The following is a 21,668-nucleotide window of genomic DNA, read 5'->3' as shown; positions in this document are numbered from 1 at the left end:
GGACCTGAACCCGGGTCGTCGCGGTCCTGCGCTGCCGGCACGGGGCGTCGCGGACCTGTGCGCCGGCCGACGACTGCCTGCGGCCCCGCCGTCGTGGGTCCGGGCCTCCGTCGTCGCGGTCCTGCGTCCCCGCGCTCGCGGTGCGGGCTCCGCACCGTCGGAGGACCTACGCCCCGCCCTCCCGAGTGCCCCGGACGGCCGCGCTCAGCGGAGCCACCACCTTCCAGCCCACGGCCTCGTACAGGGCCCGGCCCTCCTCGGTCGCGCCCAGGACGGCCGCCCGCGCGCCCCCGCGGGCCGCGGCCTCGGCGAGCGTCCCCATCACCACGCGCCCGAGCCCCCGGCGCTGATGAGCCGGGTCCGTCTCCACCTGGTCGACCACGGAGGTCTCGCCGGTGACCGCGATCTGCCCGCGCGCGGCGAAGGCGCCGTCGGCCGCGCGCACCACCACGCGGGTGACGTCGGCCCGGTGCCAGCTGCGCAGCCGGTAGCCGTCGGGGAGGCCGGGCGGGGCCTCCACGGCGCTCAGCGAGGCGGCCATGAGCACGGCGTGGCCGTCGAGGAGGACCCAGTCCGGCGGCAGCCAGGCCTTCAGGGTCTGAGGCGGTACGAACACCTTGAGGGGGACAGCGGCGACGGCGGTGTTCTCGGCCAGCTTGCGGACGGTCGCCTCGTCGGCGGCGGTCAGGACATGCCGGGCCACCTCCTTGGCCAGGCCCACGTCGACGGTGAACCCCCAAGGCTGGGCTGTCGGTTCGGCCGCACCGCGTGACACGGCCCATCCCTCGACCCACGCGCGTACCGCCTCGGCGGTGGTACTGAAAGGCACAGCCCCTCCCTGAACTGGTAATAGGCGTCAGGCTATTGCAGTCATTACAGCATGAAGGTCGGTGCGCATGCGAGGGAGTTCGGGAGAGACTCGGCGGGTGACCGACACACCCGTGACCGAGACACCCGAGACGCTCACCCCCGCCGAGGTCGAGGCCCTCGCCCGGGCCGCCCACGCGGGACAGACCGACAAGGCCGGACGGCCGTACGCCGAGCACCTCGCGGCCGTCGCCGAGGGCGTGCGCGTCCGCGGTGGGGACCCGGAGCAGCTCGCTGCGGCCTGGCTGCACGACTCCGTCGAGGACGCCGCGCTCAGCGAGGAGTGGCTGGCGGGCGCCGCGCTGACCGCGCGCACCAAGGCGATCGTGGACGCCCTCACCAAGCGGCCGGGGGAGGAGCCGGGGGCGTATGCGCGGCGGATCCTCGCCACCCCGGGGGCGCTGCTGGTGAAGGAGGCCGACCTGGCGCACAACGCCGACCCGGAGCGGCTGGCGTTGCTGCCCGGACCGACCCGGAAACGACTGACCGAGAAGTACGCGCACATGCGCGCCCTTCTCGGTCTCGGGCCGGTCGTGAGCGGTGAGAGCTAGGCGCTGACCTTCTCCCGCTCCGTGCGTTGACGCTCGCGGGCGAGTTGGGCGGCGTCCTGCTTGAACGCCCACTCCATCCGCGGCTCCATCGCGAAGCGGAACACCCGCTGCACGGGCTTGGTGCACAGCACCGTGACCGTCGCGGCGAAGAGGAGGGTCACCGTGATCTCGCCGAGCGGGTGGTGCAGCCAGGCGTGGTCGAACCAGCCCCGGTAGTCGGCGAGCTTCACCAGGAAGCCGTGCAGCAGATAGCCGTACAGGGTGCCCGCGCCGAGCGCCGTGAACCACATCTTCCGGCCCGGCACCCAGGAGTAGAAGCAGGCCGTCAGCAGCAGCGAACAGCCCATCAGCGCGAGCGTCATCACCGGACCGCACCACCAGGGGGCGCCCAGCTCCTGCGCGGAGTCACGGTGGTAGAACCACGCGGTGTTCATGCGCGGCACCGCCCACCAGCCGATCGCCAGCGCCGCCGCGAACACCGGGACCGCGGCGATCCGCACCGAGCGGCGGCGCACCAGCCGGAAGTGCTCGGGCTTCATGCACAGGCCGAGCACGAAGTACGGCAGGAACTGCAGGACACGCTGCAGGTCGAGGTCGTCGCCGATGTTCGGGGTGACGCTCGCCAGCATGGCGATGCCGAGGGCCAGCGGCAGCGGCCAGCGCACCAGCTTCCAGATCGGCGTCGTCAGCCGCCAGACGAACAGGGCCACCAGGAACCAGGTCAGATACCAGGGGTCGAGGAGGCTGATCTCCTCGTGGGAGCCGGTGACGAGGTTCTTGAAGAGCGGGTACGCCGTCTCGAACAGGACGTACGGCACCGCGACCCCGGTGATCAGGCGCTTCAGCCGGTCCGGGCGCATGTCGAAACTGCGCGAGAAGAAGCCGGAGATGAGGATGAACGCCGGCATGTGGAACGTGTACACGACGGTGTACACGGCCTCCAGGATCCGGCTGTCGCCCTTCAGCGGCTCCCAGGAGTGACCCATCGCGACGAGCACGATCGCAAGGTACTTGGCGTTGTCGAAGAACGCGTCGCGTTGTTTGCCGGGTCTGTCCGCCTTCGCCTGTCCCTTCTGCGCGCTCATCGGGGTACGCGGACCGGGCACTCCGTCCACCGGCGACTGTGCCGGGGGGAGCGGCCTGCGGTTCTGGCCGGGGGACGAGGCGGCGTCAAACATCTCAGGCACCCTAGCGTCGTCTGTGGGATTTCGTAAAACTCCCGCAGTGATTCCTGGTTATCCCGTCCGGGTACCCCGTGATTTACAGAACAGGCCTTCGCTGTCTACGTGATGGTGGGCACGTGAGGGTCATCAGTTCACCCTCGATGTCCCGATTCATCCCGACTAAATGGGGCATACGGCGTCTCTGTGTCATCAATTCGAATTACCTGCGCACGGGATGTGTGGAGACAGAAACGAAGTCGCGTAATTCCTCGGGGAGTCACGCGCGGGCAAGCTGTCGAATTGCTGTGCGCAGTGCCGTCCGCCCCGGTCCGGCGCCCGACGTTGCGTCACGGGCCGCATACGGCGGGCCGGTTGGTGGCACGATGGTTCTGGCGGGGGTGCGCGGGCCGTACCCCCGGGCCGGGAGAGCGGACCGACCGAGGGTGTGATCAGTTGTGGCCATTTCACTGTCCGTGGTGCTTCTGTTGGCGATCATCCTGGTGGTGCTCATCAGAGGGGGGAACATGAAGGCGGGTCCCGCCATCGTCGCGATCCTCTTCGGCTTCTTCCTCGCCTCGACCGGCATGGCACCCTCCATCAACCGGTTCCTGAACTCGATAGCGGAGTCCATCAACTCGATCAGGTTCTGACCCTGGGGGACCGGCTGAGGCTGAACGACGGAAACGACGGGCGGAGCAAGAGCGTGGCGCCGCACGGCTCGGGCCGACGGCGACCCGCGTCGCCGAGGCCGGGCCCGACGCCACCGGCGTCCCGGACGCCCTGCTCCCCTTCATCCGCTCCTGCCCGGAGCAGCAGCCCACGTCCCGCCCGACCCCTGACGAGCTCCTGCGCCTCGTCGGCGAGGGCCGGCCGCCCGACCGGGCGTCCACCCCGGAACCCGCTCCCGCCGGGCGGCCCGCCGAGCCGGTACGACGGCACCGGTGCCGCTGGTGGCGGCGGCCGTCGCCGCCGTCGCCGTCGGTCGTGACGAGCGGCCCGGAGCCGACCTGCCCACAGCGTGACCGCGGTCCGCGCCGACCCGCACGGTCGCCGTCCCGCTGGTGCGGGCACACGATGGACATGACGGAGCCGGCCGGCGATCCGGCGGCGCAGGACGCGACAGTCGGGAGGAGGCGCGACGCCATGCCCCAGTTCATGGATGTCCACCACGGGATGAAGGGCCTCACGGCCGACCAGCTGCTGCAGGCCCACAGGGCCGATCTCGCCATCGAGAAGGAAGAAGGCGTCCACTTCGAGAAGGCCTGGGCGGACCCGGAGTCCGGCACCGTCTACTGCCTCTCCGAGGCTCCCTCGGCCGACGCGGTCCAGCGCATCCACGAACGCGCCGGCCACCGAGCCGACGAGATCCACCCGGTCCCCCTGACCGTGTGACCGCGTTTCGTCAATCGCAGGTGTAGAACGTGCAGAGGCGGACCTCGACGACGCCTGGGAGCCGGTCGATCTCCTCCCTGAGCCTGTCCTGGCTCTGTCCTCCGGGGAAGCTCTCGGGCATGTCCACGTTGAGTTCGAGACGCCCGGCCATCTCGTACACCTCGGTCCGGGTGGCTCCGAAGTCACGCAGCCGGTCCACGCGCTCATGGAACTCTCGGTCACGGTCCCGGCTGGCGGAGTCCAGTGTCGCCTTGAAGTACGGGGGCGGTTCGTCGTCCGGGTCCGGCGAAAGGACGGCCGACGTGAAGACCGCCGCGGCGGCGAGGGCCACCGTCACCGCCCACCGTGCACCTGGGCGGTTGCCGGCCTCCACGAAGGCCGCGACCAGCAGCGACAGGGCCGCTGGAAGAAACAGGAACATGCCGATGACGGCGCCGATCAGCGCCCAGGCGAGCAGGAACGCGCCGATGGCGAGGCAGAGCCGTGCGAACGCCCTCGGTGCCGCTCGCATCAGGAGCGGCACGGCGGCCGCTACCGCGCCGACCAGGAAGAGCCCGACAACGAAGGGGGAGATCAAGAGCCCCAGGACCATCGCCGCCCCTGCGGCCACGGCCCCCGCCACGGCCCAGCCCCACTGACGGGCGGACACTCCCTGCTGTCCCTCCATGGCCAACCCCCCGCTTTTGAACGCGTTCAATTCAGATGCGTCCGGAGTATGGCACGCGCGGTGTGGCAAGCGGGAGGAGGGGCGGTCACGGGTCGCGGACACCATGGATCGCCTGTGCCGGAGCGGCACCGGCCGAAAGGGCGCGTGGGAGCACGGGGGGCTGGTCCGGCCCGGCGGATCCAGTAGGGTTCTCGCCCCGCCCGATCCGAGGGGCGGGGTGGGGCTTTCCGGGACACGACGAAGGAACCGGCTCAGTGGCGAGGATCAGAAGAACCCCCAAGGTGGTGCTGGCCGTCGCAGGACAGGCAGCGATGGTGACCTTGCAGGTGGTGGTCCAGGAGAACGCGGCCGTGACCGGCTCGTGGCTGACGCGCCTGATCCCGCTGGCTCCCATGCTGATCGGCATGTACATGGTCTGGCGGCTGTTCCTGAGCCCTTACGTATCGTTCGGGCAGGACCGCCTTCGGGTGAACAACATATTCACGTACTACCTCGTCCCCTACCACCTGATCACGGCACTGGAGGGGCGGACCGCCCTCACCCTTGTCGTGTCCGGATACGGCCGCCTGCCGGTGGTTGCACTCGACGCCGCTCCTCTGACGGGCAAGGCCAAGCGGGACACCGTCGCGCAGGAGTTGCTGCGCCGCCGCGACGCCGCCGTCCCGAGAGCCGGACATGGCTTCGAAAGGCGCAGCACGCTCGGGCTCCCGGAGTGGCTGGGGCCCGTCACATCCCTCGCATGCTTCCTTGTCGGCGGCCTCGCGTCGGTCCGCGGATAACGCGGTCCGCGTTCTGGGGCGCCACCTCCTCGACTTCGCACAGATCGCCGTCACGGGGTGCCGACCCGGCCTCACCTGCCGTGAGCAGGTACCCATTCGAGGTCGGTGGAGTCTGAAATGACCGAGGCAAGGCGGGGCGCCGGCCGACAAGGAGGGCGCCCGTACGAAGCTAGAACTGGACGACTACCGCATCTCCGGCTGTCAGTGCTGCGTGGCACTGTGCCGCCATGACCACAACGACAGAGCTCACCCTCTTCGCCGACTACTTCCAGATACACGTATCCGATGCGGATTCGGACGGTGATCTGAGCGACGCGTGGACCGACCAGGCCGTTGCGGATCACCTCGCGGTTGCGCCGGATGCGCTGGGAATCGGCACGTCGGTCAATGTCAACGTATCCGTCACCGTCGTCGTCCTGCCTCAGGAGCCGAGTGATGACAGCTCGGAATTCGATCACGTCGTTGAGGCCGGCCTCGATGTGTCGTTGGGCCGCCTGATGGTTCTGGGCTGCACCGACTACGCCCCCGATGCGGCGACGTTCGAGGTCCCGAGAGGCTGGAACCGCGTCCGCGTCTCCCGGAGCAACTTGGCTCGGGCGGCTCAGGCCGACGTCGACTCTGACGAGAGCCCCGAGACCACTGAGAAGATCCGTATCCAGGTGTGGCCGGCCCCGGAGCGTCCGGCAAAGATCATCAAGCGGTGGTCCTAGTCCGGTGGAATCTTTGGTGGCGGGCGCGTGCGCCCGTCCTTCGAGCCCTGGTGCTGATCGGCGCGTTCTGCGCCCTGCGCCGGGGTGAGCTGGTCGCCCTGCGCCGGCGGGACATCGACCTGGAAGCGGGCATGATCCGGGTGCGCGGCTCGGTGTCGGAACTGAGCGACGGCAAGTGGATCTACAAGGCGCCCAAGAACGAGGCGGGCAAGCGGTCCGTGGCCATCCCGCGCTCGATCACGCCGGTCGTCATCGACCACATGAGGCAGTTCGCGGAGCCCGGTGCTGACGGCCGGGTCTTCGTCGGGGCCAAGGGCGCCACACCTCGCCGGAACCACTTCGACGGGCTGTGGCCAAGGCCTGTGCCGAGGCTGGCATCAAAGGCCTTCGCTTCCATGATCTACGGCACACCGGCAACACCCTGGCGTCCCGGACGAACGCCGGCACGCGTGAGCTGATGACCCGGCTGGGCCACGGCTGATCGCTGACGGTGTGGACGCGGTGATCGTGAACGCTCTGAAGCGGCGTCCCCGGCCGAAGGGGCACGCGGGGGACACGGAGGGCTGAGCGGCCCCGGAACGGCGGAAGGCCCAGGGAGAGGAATCGTCCTCCTACCTGGGCCTTCGGCATCCAGAGCGGGCGACGGGAATCGAACCCGCGTAGCTAGTTTGGAAGACTAGGGCTCTACCATTGAGCTACGCCCGCACAACGGCGCCGCAGGTCGGTGACCGCGGCACTGCACGCATCGTAGCGGGTCGGCCGCCGCCGAGGCCAACGAGTTGACCGTCGGGCCGTCCCGCGTGCCGCCCTCGAGCAATACGGCCGACGCGACCGGCCGGGGCATGTACCCTACGTGTCGCACCAGACGGGGTGTGGCGCAGCTTGGTAGCGCGTCCGCTTTGGGAGCGGAAGGCCGTGGGTTCAAATCCCGCCACCCCGACCACCGGCTCGCAGCCCACCGGCTCACGGCACCGTGACACCGCGCCGTGGTGATCGCCTTTTGGGGCGCTGACCGGCTGAGGTTACTATGCAAGCTGCGCGCCCGTGTGTCCCGGCCCACTCGGCCTACGAACTCCTCCGGGCGGCAACATCCGCCGGACCAGTCTGGCTCCGGCAGAAACCAAGAAGTCAGCCACAAGGAGACCGAACCGTGAAGAGCGCCGTGGAGACCCTGAACCCGACCCGGGTTCGGCTCACTGTCGAGGTGCCCTTCGAGGAGCTCAAGGACAGCCTCGACGCGGCGTACAGCAAGATCAACCAGCAGGTCACGGTGAAGGGCTTCCGCAAGGGCAAGATCCCGGCCCGCGTCATCGACCAGCGGTTCGGCCGCGGTGCGGTCCTGGAGGAGGCGGTCAACGACGCGCTTCCGAAGTTCTACACCGAGGCGGTCAACCAGGCCGAGCTGAGCCCGCTGGGCCAGCCCGAGGTCGACATCACCGAGCTGAAGGACGGCGAGACGCTGAACTTCACCGCCGAGGTCGACGTCCGTCCGGCCCTGGAGATCCCGGACTACTCCGGCATCGAGGTCGAGGTCGACGCCGTCGAGGTCACCGACGAGGACGTCGAGAAGTCGGTCGAGCAGCTGCGCGAGCGCTTCGCCTCCACCTCCCCGGTGGAGCGTGCCGCCGAGGACGGCGACGTCGTCACCATCGACCTCGAGGCCAAGGTCGACGGCGAGGTCCTCGAGGACGGCATCGCCAACGGCGTCTCCTACACCATCGGCTCCGGTGAGCTCCTCGACGGCATCGACGACGCCGTCAAGGGCCTGTCCGCCGACGAGGAGGGCACCTTCACCTCCGAGCTGAAGGGCGGCTCCGCCGCGGGCAAGGAGGCCGAGGTCACCGTCAAGGTCACCCAGGTCGCCAAGCGTGAACTGCCCGAGCTGGACGACGAGTTCGCGCAGCTCGCCTCCGAGTTCGACACCCTGGACGAGCTGAAGGCCGACAGCCGCAAGCGCCTGGCCAACATGAAGCAGTTCGACCAGGCCACCCAGGCCCAGGAGCGCGTCCTGGAGAAGCTCCTCGAGCTGGTCGAGGTCCCGGTCCCCGAGAAGCTGCTCGAGGACGAGATCAACACCCGCAAGCACAACCTGGAGCACCACCAGCTCGGCCAGATGGGCCTCACCCTCGACAAGTACCTGGAGATCCAGGGCAAGACCGCCGAGGAGTTCGAGACCGAGACCCGCGAGGCCGCGGTCAAGGGCATCAAGACCCAGTTCGTCCTGGACGAGCTGGTCAAGAAGGAGCAGCTGAACGTCAACCAGGAGGAGCTCACCGAGCACCTCATGCGGCGTGCGGCCTCCTCCGGCATGTCCCCCGACCAGTTCGCCCAGGCCGTCGTCGAGGGTGGCCAGGTGCCGCTGCTCGTCGGCGAGGTCGCCCGCGGCAAGGCCCTGGCCGTCGTGGTCGAGGCCGCCACGGTGAAGGACACCAACGGCGAGATCGTCGACCTGGACGACGAGGAGGAGGAGACCGAGGCCGCCGAGGCGTCGGAGACCTCCGAGGAGAACGCCGAGGGCTGAGCGGCCCCACGGCGCCTCTGAAGCGCATACGACGGGCCCCTGGGAGTGTCTCCCGGGGGCCCCTGCCGTCTCCGGGCAGCCCGGCCGGCCCCAGGGGCGCGGGACCGTGTCTTCGTGCGGCTCCGCCGCGTGAGCGCGACAGGCCACGGCGGACCCACGCCCGGAGGCGCCCCCCACGAACCGCACCCGGCCAGCCGCGGAGCGCTACGCCCCCGGCGAACACTCCCATTCCCGGGATTCCCCGAAGCTGCCTGAGCGTTAGGGTCCATGAGTACGGGGGCAGGGGAGTCTCCTGAAACCCCCCGCCCAGCCTCCGGCAGGACGACGTGAGACGGCCCGGCGCCGTCGTAAGACGAGCAGGTGGATACGTGACGAATCTGATGCCTTCAGCCGCCGGCGAGCCTTCCATCGGTGGTGGCCTCGGCGACCAGGTCTACAACCGGCTGCTCAACGAGCGGATCATCTTCCTCGGCCAGCAGGTTGACGACGACATCGCCAACAAGATCACCGCACAGCTGCTGCTCCTTGCCGCCGATCCGGACAAGGACATCTACCTCTACATCAACAGCCCCGGTGGCTCGGTGACGGCCGGCATGGCGATCTACGACACCATGCAGTACATCCCGAACGACGTGGTCACCATCGCCATGGGCATGGCCGCCTCGATGGGCCAGTTCCTGCTCACCGGTGGCGCCGCCGGCAAGCGCTTCGCGCTGCCGCACGCGGACATCATGATGCACCAGGGCTCCGCGGGCCTCGGCGGCACGGTCTCGGACATCAAGATCCAGGCCGAGTACCTGCTGCGCACCAAGAAGCGCATGTCCGAGCTGACCGCGCGGCACTCCGGCCAGACGGTCGAGACGATCATCCGCGACGGCGACCGCGACCGCTGGTTCACCCCGGAAGAGGCCAAGGAGTACGGTCTCATTGACGAGATCATCACGCACGCCTCGGGTGTTCCGGGAGGCGGCGGCACCGGTGCCTGACCGGCCCGGCCGCGCCACCCACCGAGACCGAAGCCCCCAGAACGCCACCAGGACGGTGAACACCCCATGAGCAACTTCCCCGGCGCCGCCAGCGGCATGTACGAAGGGCCCCGCCCCGACAGCCGCTACGTCATCCCGCGCTTCGTCGAGCGCACCTCCCAGGGCATCCGCGAGTACGACCCGTACGCGAAGCTCTTCGAGGAGCGCGTGATCTTCCTGGGCGTCCAGATCGACGACGCCTCCGCCAACGACGTCATGGCGCAGCTGCTGTGCCTGGAGTCGATGGACCCGGACCGGGACATCTCGATCTACATCAACAGCCCCGGTGGCGACATGACCGCCCTGACGGCGATCTACGACACGATGCAGTTCGTGAAGCCCGACATCCAGACGGTCTGCATGGGCCAGGCGGCCTCCGCCGCGGCCATCCTGCTCGCCGCCGGTACGCCGGGCAAGCGCATGGCGCTGCCCAACTCCCGCGTGCTGATCCACCAGCCGGCCGGCTCCACCGGCCGCGGTCAGCTCTCCGACCTGGAGATCATCGCCAAGGAGTTCACCCGAATGCGTGACCAGCTGGAGAGCATGCTGGCCAAGCACTCGAACCAGCCGATCGAGAAGATCCGCGAGGACATCGAGCGCGACAAGATCCTCACGGCCGAGGAGGCGCTGGAGTACGGCCTCGTCGACCAGATCATCTCCACCCGCAAGCTGAACAACTCCGAGGTCCGCTGACCCGGAGAGGCACACTCTCTACCCCTCTTGGCAGGGCACACGTCAAAGTGAACCCTGCCAAGGGGGGCCCGAACACCGGGCCCGGCAAGGTACCGTCGGACATAAGGCAGCACCAGGAGCCGCTGGATCTCAGTGTCCAGTCGTCTCCCAGGCGAAGGGGAAGCACACCGTGGCACGCATCGGTGACGGCGGCGATCTGCTCAAGTGCTCGTTCTGTGGCAAGAGCCAGAAGCAGGTCAAGAAGCTCATCGCAGGGCCCGGTGTGTACATCTGCGACGAGTGCATCGATCTCTGCAACGAGATCATCGAGGAGGAGCTCGCGGAGACCAGCGAGGTGCGCTGGGAGGAGCTGCCCAAGCCCCGCGAGATCTACGAGTTCCTCGAGGGTTACGTGGTCGGCCAGGAGGCCGCCAAGAAGGCCCTCTCCGTCGCGGTGTACAACCACTACAAGCGGGTCCAGGCGGGCGAGAACGGCGGCGCCAGCGGCCGTGACGACGCCATCGAGCTGGCGAAGTCCAACATCCTCCTGCTGGGCCCCACGGGCTCCGGCAAGACCCTCCTCGCGCAGACGCTGGCGCGCATGCTGAACGTCCCGTTCGCGATCGCCGACGCGACGGCGCTCACGGAAGCGGGCTACGTCGGCGAGGACGTCGAGAACATCCTCCTGAAGCTGATCCAGGCGGCGGACTACGACGTCAAGAAGGCCGAGACGGGGATCATCTACATCGACGAGATCGACAAGGTGGCCCGCAAGAGCGAGAACCCGTCGATCACCCGTGACGTGTCGGGCGAGGGCGTCCAGCAGGCGCTGCTGAAGATCCTCGAGGGCACCACGGCCTCCGTCCCGCCCCAGGGCGGCCGCAAGCACCCGCACCAGGAGTTCATCCAGATCGACACGACGAACGTCCTGTTCATCGTGGGCGGTGCCTTCGCCGGCCTGGAGAAGATCATCGAGGCCCGGGCCGGCGCCAAGGGCATCGGCTTCGGCGCGACGATCCTCTCCAAGCGCGAGCTGGAGGCCAAGGACGTCTTCGAGGACGTCATGCCGGAGGACCTGGTGAAGTTCGGCATGATCCCGGAGTTCATCGGCCGCCTGCCGGTGATCACCTCGGTCCACAACCTGGACCGCGAAGCGCTCCTGAAGATCCTGGTGGAGCCCCGCAACGCGCTGGTCAAGCAGTACCAGCGCCTCTTCGAACTCGACGGCGTGGAGCTGGACTTCGAGCGCGAGGCGCTGGAGGCCATCGCCGACCAGGCCATCCTCCGCCAGACCGGCGCCCGCGGCCTGCGCGCCATCATGGAGGAGGTCCTCCAGGGCGTGATGTACGAGGTGCCGTCCCGCAAGGACGTGGCCCGCGTGGTCATCACCGCCGACGTGGTCCTCTCCAACGTCAACCCGACCCTGATCCCGAGGGACGCCCGGGGGCGGGGGTCGGGGGAGCAGAAGACGGCCTGACGGCAGCGGACCGGTCAGGATGATCGCACGCAGAACGCTCGGCTGGGAGACCCCAGCCGAGCGTTCTGCGTGAACTGCTCGCGGACCGACCGACCGACCGAACCCGTGCCGGCCGGACTGCCCTTACAGGCCCCAGCTGTACCAGTCGCTTCCGTCGCCACGGTCGTACGGGGCAGGGCGTTCGACCTGCGGCGTCCCCGCTGCCGCGGCCCTCGAAGCACTGCGTCCCGCCGCCCGAAGGCGACGGGACGCACCACTGAGGGAGACCGTTGCCGACGGTGTCGGCCGATGGCCCCTTGATCGTCGAAGACGCGTTGTGTCAAGCCTTGACGCGGACGTCGTTGCGCAGCTTCGCGGCCGTGTCCGACAGGTCCTGCATGCTCGCGCCCTTGCCGCTGGCCAGGCCCGCGATGTCGAACGACATGGTCATCGCGATGGTGCTGTGGTCGCCCCAGATGCAGATCGGCACGGCCATGGTCTTCGGCATGCCGGACGTGGCACCGCCGTCGTTCGTGACCTGGCTCTCCTGGCACTTCATGATGCCGTTGCTGAAGCCGGACGGCTCGAACTTCTGCGGGGCGCCGACGAGCTTGCCCTTGACCTTCTCGTCGCTGCTGGTGTTGCTCTTCTTCTCGGACTCGGTCTTCATCTTGGCGAACATCGCGTCGACGGCCGCCTCCGGGTCCTTGATGGTGCCGTAGGCGCCTTCGAACAACAGGCTCTTGGCAGTGAGGCCGGTACCGGCCTTGTAGCCGGCGGCGACACCCTTCGCGTCCTGGACGCCGACCTTCTTGAAGTCGTTGAGGTCGTCGTCGCTCACCTTGGAGTCACCGGCGGAGTCGTCCTTCTTGTACTCCCCGTTGATCACCGTCGCCGGCGTGATCAGCTTGTGCGGGCCGTCGTCCGCGACGCTGGTGCCGCCGCCCCCGCTGCCCACCGCGAAGGCCACCGCCACCGCCACGGCCGCCACCACGGCCACCGCGCCGATGATGAGGCCCGTCTTCTTCTTGCCCCCGGCCGGAGCCGGTGCCTGCGGCATGCCGTAGGGCTGCTGGCCGTAGGGGGCCTGCTGCTGGCCGTACGGGTTCGGCTGCGGCGGCACGCCCTGCTGCGGGTAGCCGTAGCCCTGCGGCGGGGCCGGAGGCGCCTGCTGGGGGTAGCCGTAGCCGGGCTGCGGAGCCTGCGGCGGCTGGCCGTACGGGCCCGGCTGGCCCGGCTGGCCGTAGGGCCCCGGCTGGCCGTACGGACCCGGCTGCCCCGGCTGGCCGTAGGGACCCGGCTGCTGGGGCGGCTGGCCGTACGGGCCCGGCTGGTTGTTGCTCATTTCTGGGTTCCCCCTAGGACGCTTATGTGTTCCTGACATCCTGGACCAGGCCCGGAAACCGCACGGCACCGGGGGCCGCACCGTTACACAACAAACGCGTTTCGGGACCGCCCCGTGACACCTCTAAACTGACCCCCGTGACCGAGAACGCTCAGCAGCAGCCACCCGCGCCCGACTCCGAACTGCCGACCCAGTACGCGCCGGCCGATGTAGAGGGGCCGCTGTACGAGCGCTGGGTAGAGCGCGGTTACTTCGAGGCGGACGCCAAGAGCGACAAGCCGGCGTACACCATCGTCATCCCGCCGCCGAACGTCACCGGCTCGCTCCACCTGGGCCACGCCTTCCAGCACACGCTCATGGACGCCCTCACGCGCCGCAAGCGCATGCAGGGCCACGAGGCGCTGTGGCTGCCCGGCATGGACCACGCCGGCATCGCCACCCAGAACAAGGTCGAGCAGCAGCTCGCCGAGGAGGGCAAGTCCCGCCACGACCTGGGCCGCGAGGAGTTCGTCGAGCGCGTCTGGCAGTGGAAGGAGGAGTACGGCGGCAAGATCCTCGGCCAGATGCGTCGCCTCGGTGACGGTGTCGACTGGTCGCGCGAGCGCTTCACCATGGACGAGGGCCTGTCCAAGGCCGTCCAGACCATCTTCAAGAAGCTCTACGACGACGAGCTGATCTACCGCGCCGAGCGCATCATCAACTGGTGCCCGCGCTGCCTGACGGCCATCTCCGACATCGAGGTGGAGTACCAGGAGGACGACGGCGAGCTCGTCTCCATCAAGTACGGCGAGGGCGACGAGACCCTCGTCGTCGCCACCACCCGCGCCGAGACGATGCTCGGTGACACGGCCGTCGCCGTCCACCCCGACGACGAGCGCTACAAGCACCTCGTCGGCAAGCGCATCAAGCTGCCGCTGACCGACCGCAGCATCCCGGTCGTCGCCGACACCCACGTCGACCCCGAGTTCGGCACCGGCGCCGTCAAGGTCACCCCGGCCCACGACCCGAACGACTTCGCGATCGGCCAGCGTCAGGGCCTGGAGTCCATCACGGTCATGGACGAGCGCGGCGTCATCACCGCGCACGGCCCCTTCCAGGGCCTCGACCGCTTCGAGGCGCGCAGCGCCATCGTCGCGGCGCTGCGCTCCCAGGGCCGGATCGTCGCCGAGAAGCGGCCGTACGTCCACAGCGTGGGCCACTGCTCCCGCTGCAAGACCACCATCGAGCCGCGTCTGTCGATGCAGTGGTGGGTCAAGGTCGGCCCGCTGGCCAAGGCCGCCGGTGACGCCGTCCGTGACGGCCGGGTCAAGATCCACCCCGAGGACATGTCGAAGCGGTACTTCGACTGGGTCGACAACATGCACGACTGGTGCATCTCGCGCCAGCTGTGGTGGGGCCACCGCATCCCGGTCTGGTACGGCCCGGACGGCGAGGTCGTCTGCGTCGGACCCGACGAGGAGCCGCCGGCCGGCGAGGGCTGGCACCAGGACACCGACGTCCTCGACACCTGGTTCTCCTCGGGCCTGTGGCCGTTCTCCACGCTCGGCTGGCCCGAACAGACCGAGGACCTGCGCAAGTTCTACTCGACCGACGTCCTGCTCACCGGCCACGACATCATCTTCTTCTGGGTCGCCCGGATGATGATGTTCGGCCTGTACGCCATGGACGGCGAGGTCCCCTTCAAGACCATCGCCCTGACCGGCCTGGTCCGCGACGAGCGCGGCAAGAAGATGTCGAAGTCCTTCGGCAACGTCGTCGACCCGCTGGACTGGATGGACAAGTACGGCTCCGACGCCGTCCGTTTCACCCTGGCGCGCGGCGCCAACCCCGGCACCGACGTGCCGATCGGCGAGGACTGGGTCCAGGCGTCCCGGAACTTCGCCAACAAGATCTGGAACGCGACCCGCTTCGCGCTGATGAACGGCGCGACGGTCGAGGGCCCGCTGCCCGACCCGGAGCAGCTGTCCGCGACCGACCGCTGGATCCTGTCCCGCCTCGACAAGACCGTCGCCGAAGTCGACGCGTTCTACGACGACTTCCAGTTCGCCAAGCTGTCGGACGCGCTGTACCACTTCGCGTGGGACGAGGTCTTCGACTGGTACGTCGAGCTGTCCAAGACGACGTTCCAGGCGGGCGGTGCGGCCGCCGAGGCGAGCAAGCGCGTCCTGGGCGAGGTCCTGGACGTCACGCTGAAGCTGCTGCACCCGGTGGTCCCGTTCGTCACTGACACCCTGTGGACCACCCTCACCGGCGGCGAGTCGGTCGTCGTCGCCGAGTGGCCGAAGGGCAGCGGCTTCCGTGACGAGGCCGCCGAGCGGGAGATCGAGACCCTCCAGTCGGTCATCACCGAGGTCCGCCGCTTCCGCGCCGACCAGGGCCTCCAGCCCGGCCAGCGGGTCCCGGCCCGGCTGACCCTGGACGGTACGGCGCTGGCCCCGCACGAGGCGGCCATCCGCAACCTGCTCCGCCTCCAGCCCGAGGGCGACTCCTTCACGGCCACGGCCACCCTCCCGGTCGCCGGTGCCGAGGTCGCGCTCGACCTGTCCGGCACGATCGACGTGCCGGCCGAGCGCAAGCGTCTCGCGAAGGACCTTGCCGCCGCGGAGAAGGAGAAGGCCCAGGCCACGGCCAAGCTCGGCAACGAGGCGTTCCTCGCCAAGGCCCCGGAGAACGTGGTGGACAAGATCCGCACGCGCCTGGCCAAGGCCGAGGAGGACATCGCCCGCATCACCGCCCAGCTGGACCGCCTGCCGCAGGCGTAGTCGTCCCACGTGGCCGAAGGCCCCCGGTGCGTTCGAGCACCGGGGGCCTTCGGCGTCCGGACGGGCGCGGGGCCGTGCCCGGCCTGCGGCTGCGCCGCGTGGGCGCGCGAAACGACCCGCGGCCCGCACCCGCCCGTGAGCCCGGCCACCCCCTTCGGCAGGCGCACCCAGCCACCGCACCCTTTGTCACCGCCGGTCCGTAGACTGACCCTGTGAGCGACCTCCCGCACGAGAACGACCAGCCCGACCCCCTCGACGGCTTCGACGAGATCATCTCTGAGGAAACCACCCGCGACCCCGACCTCGCGGTGATCGAGGCAGGCAGCCGCACCCTGCGCACCCAGGGCGGCCCGCCGCAGGCAGACGTACCGGTCCGCCCCGAGGACCCGGAGGTCGACAAGGCTCTGCGCGAGGTCGAGTCCGAGCTGGCCACCCGCTGGGGCGAGACCAAGCTGGAGCCCTCCGTCAGCCGCATCTCCGCGCTGATGGACGTCCTCGGCGAGCCGCAGCGGTCGTACCCCTCGATCCACATCACGGGCACCAACGGCAAGACCTCCACCGCCCGCATGATCGAGGCCCTGCTCGGCGCCTTCGAGCTGCGCACCGGCCGCTACACCAGCCCCCACGTGCAGTCGATCACCGAGCGGATCAGCCTGGACGGCGCCCCGATCTCCGCCGAGCGGTTCATCGAGACGTACCAGGACGTCAAGCCGTACGTCGAGATGGTCGACGGGCAGCAGGAGTACCGGCTGTCCTTCTTCGAGGTGCTCACCGGCATGGCGTACGCGGCCTTCGCGGACGCCCCGGTGGACGTCGCCGTCGTCGAGGTCGGCATGGGAGGCTCCTGGGACGCGACCAACGTGATCGACGGCGACGTCGCGGTCGTCACGCCCATCGCCCTGGACCACACCGACCGCCTCGGTGAGACGCCCGCGGAGATCGCCGGCGAGAAGAGCGGCATCATCAAGCAGGACGCGACGGTCATCCTGGCCCAGCAGCCGGTCGACGCGGCGCAGGTGCTGCTGAAGAAGGCCGTCGAGGTGGACGCCACCGTGGCCCGGGAGGGGCTGGAGTTCGGCGTCGTCGCCCGGCAGGTCGCCGTCGGCGGGCAGCTGCTCACCCTGCGCGGCCTCGGCGGCGAGTACCCCGAGGTGTACCTCCCGCTGCACGGCGCCTACCAGGCGCACAACGCGGCCGTTGCCCTCGCCGCCGTGGAGGCGTTCTTCGGCGTCGGCGCACAGCGCGCACAGCCACTGGACATCGACACCGTCCGCAAGGCCTTCGCCGCCGTGTCCTCGCCGGGCCGCCTGGAGGTCGTACGGCGCTCTCCCACGATCGTGCTGGACGCCGCGCACAACCCGGCGGGTGCCGTGGCCACCGCGGAGGCCGTGGGCGAGGCGTTCGACTTCAGCCGGCTGATCGGTGTGGTCGGCGCGAGCGGCGACAAGAACGTGCGCGGGCTGCTGGAGGCCTTCGAGCCGATCTTCGCCGAGATCGTCGTCACCCAGAACTCCAGCCATCGCGCCATGGACGCGGACGAGCTGGCCGCGATCGCCGTCGAGGTGTTCGGCGAGGAGCGCGTGCAGGTCGAGCCGCGGCTGCCGGACGCCCTGGAGGCCGCGATCACGCTGGCCGAGGAGGAGGGCGAGTACGCGGGCGGTGGCGTCCTGGTCACCGGCTCCGTCATCACGGTCGGCGAGGCCCGGCTGCTGCTGGGAAGGGGCTGAGGATCCACCATGCGTACGCTCTGTGCATCGACGTTGATCGGCGAGTTCTTCATCATCGGCTTCGCCGGGCTCGTCGCCATGAAGGACCCGAACCTGTCGACGTCGACGGTGTGGCTGGTCAGCGGCATCGCCATGCTGCTGTGCGTGCTGCTGTGCGGCATGGTGACCCGGCCGGGCGGCGTGGCCCTCGGCTGGGCCCTGCAGATCGCGCTGATCGCCTCCGGCGTCTTCGTCCCCACCATGTACTTCATGGGCGCGGTGTTCGCGGCGCTGTGGTGGGCGTCGGTGCACTTCGGGAGGAAGGTGGACGAGGCGAAGGCCAGATTCGCCGCGCAGGCGGACTCCGCCTCCTCCACACCTGACGCTGCGTAACGGGCGCTCGGGCACGCCCTGTAACCTCGTCCCACCACCGCAGACGCCCCTCAGAAGGAGTCCTCCCGTGACCCAGCGCACCCTCGTCCTGCTCAAGCCCGACGCCGTCCGTCGCGGCCTGACCGGCGAGATCATCGGCCGGATCGAGCGCAAGGCCGGCTGGCAGATCACCGCGCTGGAGCTGCGCACCCTGGACCGCGCCACGCTGGAGCAGCACTACGCCGAGCACGTCGGCAAGCCGTTCTACGAGCCGCTGGTGGAGTTCATGTCCTCCGGCCCGGTCGTCGCGCTGATCGTCGAGGGCGAGCGGGTCATCGAGGGCGTGCGCCAGCTCGCCGGCCCGACCGACCCGATCGCCGCCGCGCCCGGTTCCATCCGCGGTGACTACGGCGTGATCGTCCGCGAGAACCTGATCCACGCCTCCGACTCCGAGGAGTCCGCCGAGCGCGAGGTGAAGATCTTCTTCCCCGGCCGCGGGTGACGCCCGGCGCAGCCGACGGTCCGGGGTCCGGCGCGCCCGCGTGACCGGCACCCGGACCTGACTTCGCCGGCATGAGTACCGGCGATCGAGGGAACGAGCGCCCCCGAACGCCCGTCTCCACAAGCGAGGCGGCCCGCCATCTGGTGACAATGGCGGAGACCCTCGCGCAGTGTTCGTGCAGGCGCGTTTACGATGGAAGCCTTCACGTCACAGCACCCGCCTCGCCGTCCTGACATGCCCTCAAAAGCTCGGGAAGGCCAGATGAATCCGGATGGGGAACTCAATGTCGTTCATCGGCCGTGACATGGCTGTCGACCTCGGGACCGCCAACACGCTGGTGTACGTCAGGGGTCGCGGGATCGTACTGAACGAGCCGTCCGTCGTCGCGATCAACACCAACACCGGTGGGATCCTCGCGGTCGGCGCGGAAGCGAAGAAGATGATCGGCCGGACCCCGGGCAACATCGTCGCCGTGCGTCCGCTGAAGGACGGCGTGATCGCCGACTTCGAGATCACCGAGCGGATGCTCCGCTACTTCATCCTGAAGATCCACAAGCGGCGCTACCTGGCTCGTCCGCGGGTCGTCGTCTGTGTGCCCTCGGGCATCACGGGTGTCGAGCGCCGTGCGGTCATCGAGGCGTCCACCCAGGCCGGCGCCCGCCAGGTGCACATCATCGAGGAGCCCATGGCCGCCGCCATCGGATCCGGCCTGCCCGTCCACGAGGCCACGGGCAACATGGTGGTGGACATCGGCGGTGGCACCACGGAGGTCGCGGTCATCTCGCTCGGCGGCATCGTCACCGCCCAGTCCATCCGCGTCGCGGGCGACGAACTGGACAACGCGATCATCCAGTACATCAAGAAGGAGTACAGCCTCCTGCTGGGTGAGCGGACGGCCGAGCAGATCAAGATCACGATCGGCTCGGCGTACGAGCTCGACGCCGACGAGCACACCGAAGTCCGTGGCCGGGACCTGGTGTCCGGGCTGCCGAAGACCGTCGTCATCTCGGCCGCCGAGGTCCGCAAGGCGATCGAGGAACCGGTCAACGCGATCGTCGACGCGGTCAAGACGACCCTCGACAAGTGCCCGCCGGAGCTGTCCGGCGACATCATGGACCGCGGAATCGTTCTGACCGGCGGCGGAGCCCTGCTGCGCGGCCTCGACGAGCGGCTGCGCCGCGAGACCGGGATGCCGATCCACATCGCCGAGGACCCGCTGGACAGCGTCGCGCTCGGCTCCGGGAAGTGCGTCGAGGAGTTCGAGGCGCTCCAGCAGGTCCTGGACGCCCAGCCGCGCAGATGACGCAACTTTTCGATTCCGCCGTACGAGACGTTCTCCTCTCGTGCGGCGGATCGTTGATATAGAGGCATAAGCTCCCGCAATTGGGCCCCTTGGGGGTGCGTCGCGCGCATCGCGCCGGTACACCCCCCACAGGGCTTACGAATTCCTATCGAGGAAGGGCACGGCCGCCGCACGTGAGGGACACGAAAGAGAGCCGGCTGCTCCTGGTCCTGCTGGTCGCCATCGCATTCGCGTTGATCACCGTGGACATCCGTGGAGGCCGGAACTCCCCGGTCGACGGCGCCCGGCAGGCCGCGGCCGCGGTGTTCGGCCCGGTGGAGAACGGGCTGTCCTCGGCGGTCGACCCGGTCGGCGACGCCGTCTCCGCGATCCGTGACTCCGGCAGCCGGCACGACCGGCTGGCCGCCCTGGAGAAGGAGAACGCGGCCCTCAAGGCCAAGCTCGGCAGCGACGACCGCAACCGCAGCCGGCTGAACCAGCTCCAGAAGACGCTGAAGCTCGCCGGCGAGGGCCAGTACGGCATCAAGGGCGCCCAGGTCATCGCCATAGGGTCGGCGCAGGGCTTCTCCTGGACCATCACCATCGACGTCGGCGCCGACGACGGCATCAAGCGGGACATGACCGTCCTCAACGGCGACGGCCTGGTCGGCCGGGTCACCACCGTCGGCCCGAACACCGCCACCGTGCTGCTCGCCAACGACCCGGACTTCACGGTGGGCGCCCGCATGGAAGGCAGCGACGAACTCGGCTTCGCCTCCGGGCAGGGCGACCGCCCGCTGCGCGTGGAACTGCTCAACGGCAAGGCGGAGGTGAAGAAGGGCGACCGGCTCGTCACCTTCGGCTCGCAGGCCGACAAGCCGTTCGTGCCGGGCGTGCCGGTCGGTGTGGTCTCCCGCGTCGACCCGTCCAACGGCGGCCTCACCCGGACCCTCTACGTCACCCCGTACGTCAGCTTCACCAAGCTCGACATCGTCGGCGTGGTCGTCCAGGTCCCGAAGAAGGACCCGCGCGACGAGGTTCTGCCGACCAAGCCGAAGCCGGTCCCGACACCGACGGTGACGGTCACCGTGACCCCGTCGGCCGGTGCCGATCCCAACTCCGACGCCAACGCCAACGCCGACGACCAGCAGCAGTAGGAGCTGAATCCCCATGCGTGTCAACCGGATCCTGCTCTCGTCCGCGCTGGTCGTCGTCGCCCTGGTGATCCAGGTGAGCGTCCTCGCCCGCCTGCACCTGCCGGGCGCCGTCCCCGACCTGCTGCTGCTCACCGTCCTGGGTCTCGCGATGGTGTACGGCCATGTCGGCGGCGCCCTCGTCGGTTTCGGCGCGGGACTCCTCGCCGACCTCGCCCCGCCCGCCGACCACGCGGCCGGCCGCTACGCCCTCGTGCTGTGCGTGACCGGCTACTTCGCCGGGCTCATCAAGCCGGAGAACGGCCGCCTGAGGTCGGCGACCGGCCCGATGGCCGTCGTGGTCGCCGCCGCCCTCGGCTCCACGCTGCTGTACGCCGGGGTGGGCGCCCTGGTCGGTGACACCGCCGCCCGCCATGTCGGTCTGCCCGGACTGCTGTTCTCGGCCGCCCTGTACGACCTGCTGCTGGGCCCGTTCGTGGTCCCCGCGGTGATGTGGCTGGCCCGCCGCTGCGACAACGACCCGCTCGCCGAGAACGGTCCCGCCGGCAAGGCGGGCGACATCTCCTCCGGCTGGCTGTCCTCCGGCACCGGCCTGCGCATCGGCAGCCAGCGGAGCGGCCTCGGCGCGCTGAAGGCGAAGGCCCGCACCCGCTCGGCGCGGGTCGGCCGCATCAAGGGGGTCAAGCGGCTGTGAGCACGGGCGAGTTCACGCGGCCGGACGGCCGGACGCGCATCCGGACGG

21 protein-coding genes and 2 tRNA genes are annotated in these 21,668 nt (G+C 69.5%); 18 read left to right on the top strand and 5 right to left on the bottom strand.

The window, feature by feature from the left end; translation table 11 throughout:
• Window positions 1-166: 166 nt before the first annotated feature.
• Entirely contained in the window at window positions 167-829 is a 663-nt protein-coding gene (locus tag ACIHEJ_RS15680; protein WP_400135364.1) for a GNAT family N-acetyltransferase, read from the bottom strand.
• Window positions 830-926: 97 nt separating this feature from the next.
• Here ACIHEJ_RS15680 and ACIHEJ_RS15675 point away from each other — a divergent pair, with 97 nt between their 5' ends.
• Window positions 927-1,418 carry an HD domain-containing protein gene (locus ACIHEJ_RS15675; RefSeq protein WP_400135363.1) on the top strand — a complete coding sequence of 164 codons (492 nt, stop codon included), beginning with the start codon at window positions 927-929 and terminating at the stop codon, window positions 1,416-1,418.
• Here ACIHEJ_RS15675 and ACIHEJ_RS15670 read toward each other — a convergent pair.
• Window positions 1,415-2,503, bottom strand: coding sequence for an acyltransferase family protein (locus ACIHEJ_RS15670; RefSeq protein ID WP_400135362.1), 1,089 nt, complete (start codon window positions 2,501-2,503; stop codon window positions 1,415-1,417). The genes ACIHEJ_RS15675 and ACIHEJ_RS15670 overlap by 4 nt on opposite strands.
• Window positions 2,504-3,036: 533 nt before the next feature.
• Here ACIHEJ_RS15670 and ACIHEJ_RS15665 point away from each other — a divergent pair.
• On the top strand, window positions 3,037-3,231 hold the full coding sequence (locus tag ACIHEJ_RS15665) for a hypothetical protein (RefSeq protein WP_400135361.1): 195 nt from the start codon (window positions 3,037-3,039) through the stop codon (window positions 3,229-3,231).
• 493 nt (window positions 3,232-3,724) lie between these two features.
• Complete coding sequence (locus tag ACIHEJ_RS15660) at window positions 3,725-3,973, top strand: SCO4226 family nickel-binding protein (RefSeq protein WP_400135360.1); 249 nt, start codon at window positions 3,725-3,727, stop codon at window positions 3,971-3,973.
• Between the two features lie 10 nt (window positions 3,974-3,983).
• Here the strand turns inward: ACIHEJ_RS15660 and ACIHEJ_RS15655 are convergent, their stop codons facing one another.
• The gene (locus tag ACIHEJ_RS15655; RefSeq protein ID WP_400135359.1) at window positions 3,984-4,640 is read right to left on the bottom strand and encodes a hypothetical protein; all 657 of its coding nucleotides are present in this window, start codon (window positions 4,638-4,640) and stop codon (window positions 3,984-3,986) included.
• A 281-nt stretch (window positions 4,641-4,921) separates the two neighbouring features.
• Here ACIHEJ_RS15655 and ACIHEJ_RS15650 point away from each other — a divergent pair, with 281 nt between their 5' ends.
• From ACIHEJ_RS15650 to ACIHEJ_RS15640, 3 genes are all read left to right on the top strand, one after another.
• Window positions 4,922-5,419 (top strand): hypothetical protein, encoded by a 498-nt coding sequence (locus ACIHEJ_RS15650; protein WP_400135358.1) that lies wholly within the window; start codon window positions 4,922-4,924, stop codon window positions 5,417-5,419.
• 227 nt (window positions 5,420-5,646) lie between these two features.
• Window positions 5,647-6,129 (top strand): hypothetical protein, encoded by a 483-nt coding sequence (locus ACIHEJ_RS15645; RefSeq protein ID WP_400135357.1) that lies wholly within the window; start codon window positions 5,647-5,649, stop codon window positions 6,127-6,129.
• On the top strand, window positions 6,120-6,587 hold the full coding sequence (locus tag ACIHEJ_RS15640) for a hypothetical protein (protein WP_400135356.1): 468 nt from the start codon (window positions 6,120-6,122) through the stop codon (window positions 6,585-6,587). Before ACIHEJ_RS15645 ends, ACIHEJ_RS15640 begins: the two co-directional genes overlap by 10 nt.
• Before the next feature lie 176 nt (window positions 6,588-6,763).
• Here the strand turns inward: ACIHEJ_RS15640 and ACIHEJ_RS15635 are convergent.
• Window positions 6,764-6,834 (bottom strand) — tRNA-Gly (locus ACIHEJ_RS15635).
• Window positions 6,835-6,995: 161 nt separating this feature from the next.
• Between ACIHEJ_RS15635 and ACIHEJ_RS15630 the strand changes: the two genes are divergently transcribed.
• From ACIHEJ_RS15630 to clpX, 5 genes are all read left to right on the top strand, one after another.
• Window positions 6,996-7,072 (top strand) — tRNA-Pro (locus ACIHEJ_RS15630).
• Window positions 7,073-7,279: 207 nt separating this feature from the next.
• On the top strand, window positions 7,280-8,650 hold the full coding sequence (gene tig, locus ACIHEJ_RS15625; protein WP_400135355.1) for a trigger factor: 1,371 nt from the start codon (window positions 7,280-7,282) through the stop codon (window positions 8,648-8,650).
• A 380-nt stretch (window positions 8,651-9,030) separates the two neighbouring features.
• A complete protein-coding gene (locus ACIHEJ_RS15620) occupies window positions 9,031-9,636 on the top strand; it encodes an ATP-dependent Clp protease proteolytic subunit (protein ID WP_400136111.1) in 606 nt (201 codons plus the stop codon).
• Window positions 9,637-9,702: 66 nt separating this feature from the next.
• Window positions 9,703-10,368, top strand: a complete 666-nt coding sequence (locus ACIHEJ_RS15615) for an ATP-dependent Clp protease proteolytic subunit (protein WP_400135354.1) — start codon at window positions 9,703-9,705, stop codon at window positions 10,366-10,368.
• 169 nt (window positions 10,369-10,537) lie between these two features.
• Window positions 10,538-11,824, top strand: a complete 1,287-nt coding sequence (gene clpX, locus ACIHEJ_RS15610; protein WP_014672712.1) for an ATP-dependent Clp protease ATP-binding subunit ClpX — start codon at window positions 10,538-10,540, stop codon at window positions 11,822-11,824.
• A 319-nt stretch (window positions 11,825-12,143) separates the two neighbouring features.
• On the opposite strand, the gene ACIHEJ_RS15605 is transcribed toward clpX, so the two are convergent.
• The gene (locus ACIHEJ_RS15605) at window positions 12,144-13,148 is read right to left on the bottom strand and encodes a hypothetical protein (RefSeq protein ID WP_400135353.1); all 1,005 of its coding nucleotides are present in this window, start codon (window positions 13,146-13,148) and stop codon (window positions 12,144-12,146) included.
• 137 nt (window positions 13,149-13,285) lie between these two features.
• On the opposite strand from ACIHEJ_RS15605, the gene ACIHEJ_RS15600 reads away from it, so the two are divergent.
• The 7 genes from ACIHEJ_RS15600 to mreD all read left to right on the top strand — a co-directional run bounded on the left by ACIHEJ_RS15600 (window position 13,286) and on the right by mreD (window position 21,620).
• Window positions 13,286-15,910, top strand: a complete 2,625-nt coding sequence (locus ACIHEJ_RS15600) for a valine--tRNA ligase (protein ID WP_400135352.1) — start codon at window positions 13,286-13,288, stop codon at window positions 15,908-15,910.
• 212 nt (window positions 15,911-16,122) lie between these two features.
• Entirely contained in the window at window positions 16,123-17,637 is a 1,515-nt protein-coding gene (locus tag ACIHEJ_RS15595; RefSeq protein ID WP_400135351.1) for a bifunctional folylpolyglutamate synthase/dihydrofolate synthase, read from the top strand.
• Between the two features lie 9 nt (window positions 17,638-17,646).
• Window positions 17,647-18,009: a DUF4233 domain-containing protein gene (locus ACIHEJ_RS15590; protein WP_400135350.1), complete on the top strand. Its 363-nt coding sequence runs from the start codon at window positions 17,647-17,649 to the stop codon at window positions 18,007-18,009.
• 67 nt (window positions 18,010-18,076) lie between these two features.
• Window positions 18,077-18,490, top strand: coding sequence for a nucleoside-diphosphate kinase (gene ndk, locus ACIHEJ_RS15585; protein ID WP_400135349.1), 414 nt, complete (start codon window positions 18,077-18,079; stop codon window positions 18,488-18,490).
• Between the two features lie 283 nt (window positions 18,491-18,773).
• Window positions 18,774-19,793, top strand: coding sequence for a rod shape-determining protein (locus ACIHEJ_RS15580; RefSeq protein ID WP_366014331.1), 1,020 nt, complete (start codon window positions 18,774-18,776; stop codon window positions 19,791-19,793).
• A 173-nt stretch (window positions 19,794-19,966) separates the two neighbouring features.
• A complete protein-coding gene (gene mreC, locus ACIHEJ_RS15575) occupies window positions 19,967-20,929 on the top strand; it encodes a rod shape-determining protein MreC (protein WP_400135348.1) in 963 nt (320 codons plus the stop codon).
• 13 nt (window positions 20,930-20,942) lie between these two features.
• Window positions 20,943-21,620 (top strand): rod shape-determining protein MreD, encoded by a 678-nt coding sequence (mreD, locus tag ACIHEJ_RS15570; RefSeq protein ID WP_400135347.1) that lies wholly within the window; start codon window positions 20,943-20,945, stop codon window positions 21,618-21,620.
• Window positions 21,621-21,668 lie beyond the last annotated feature (48 nt).

The sequence above is a fragment of the Streptomyces sp. NPDC052301 genome (assembly GCF_044593395.1).
Taxonomy (GTDB): Bacteria; Actinomycetota; Actinomycetes; order Streptomycetales; family Streptomycetaceae; genus Streptomyces.
The sequence above is the reverse complement of the archived record's forward strand: the minus strand, read 5'-3'. Positions and strand labels throughout refer to the sequence as shown.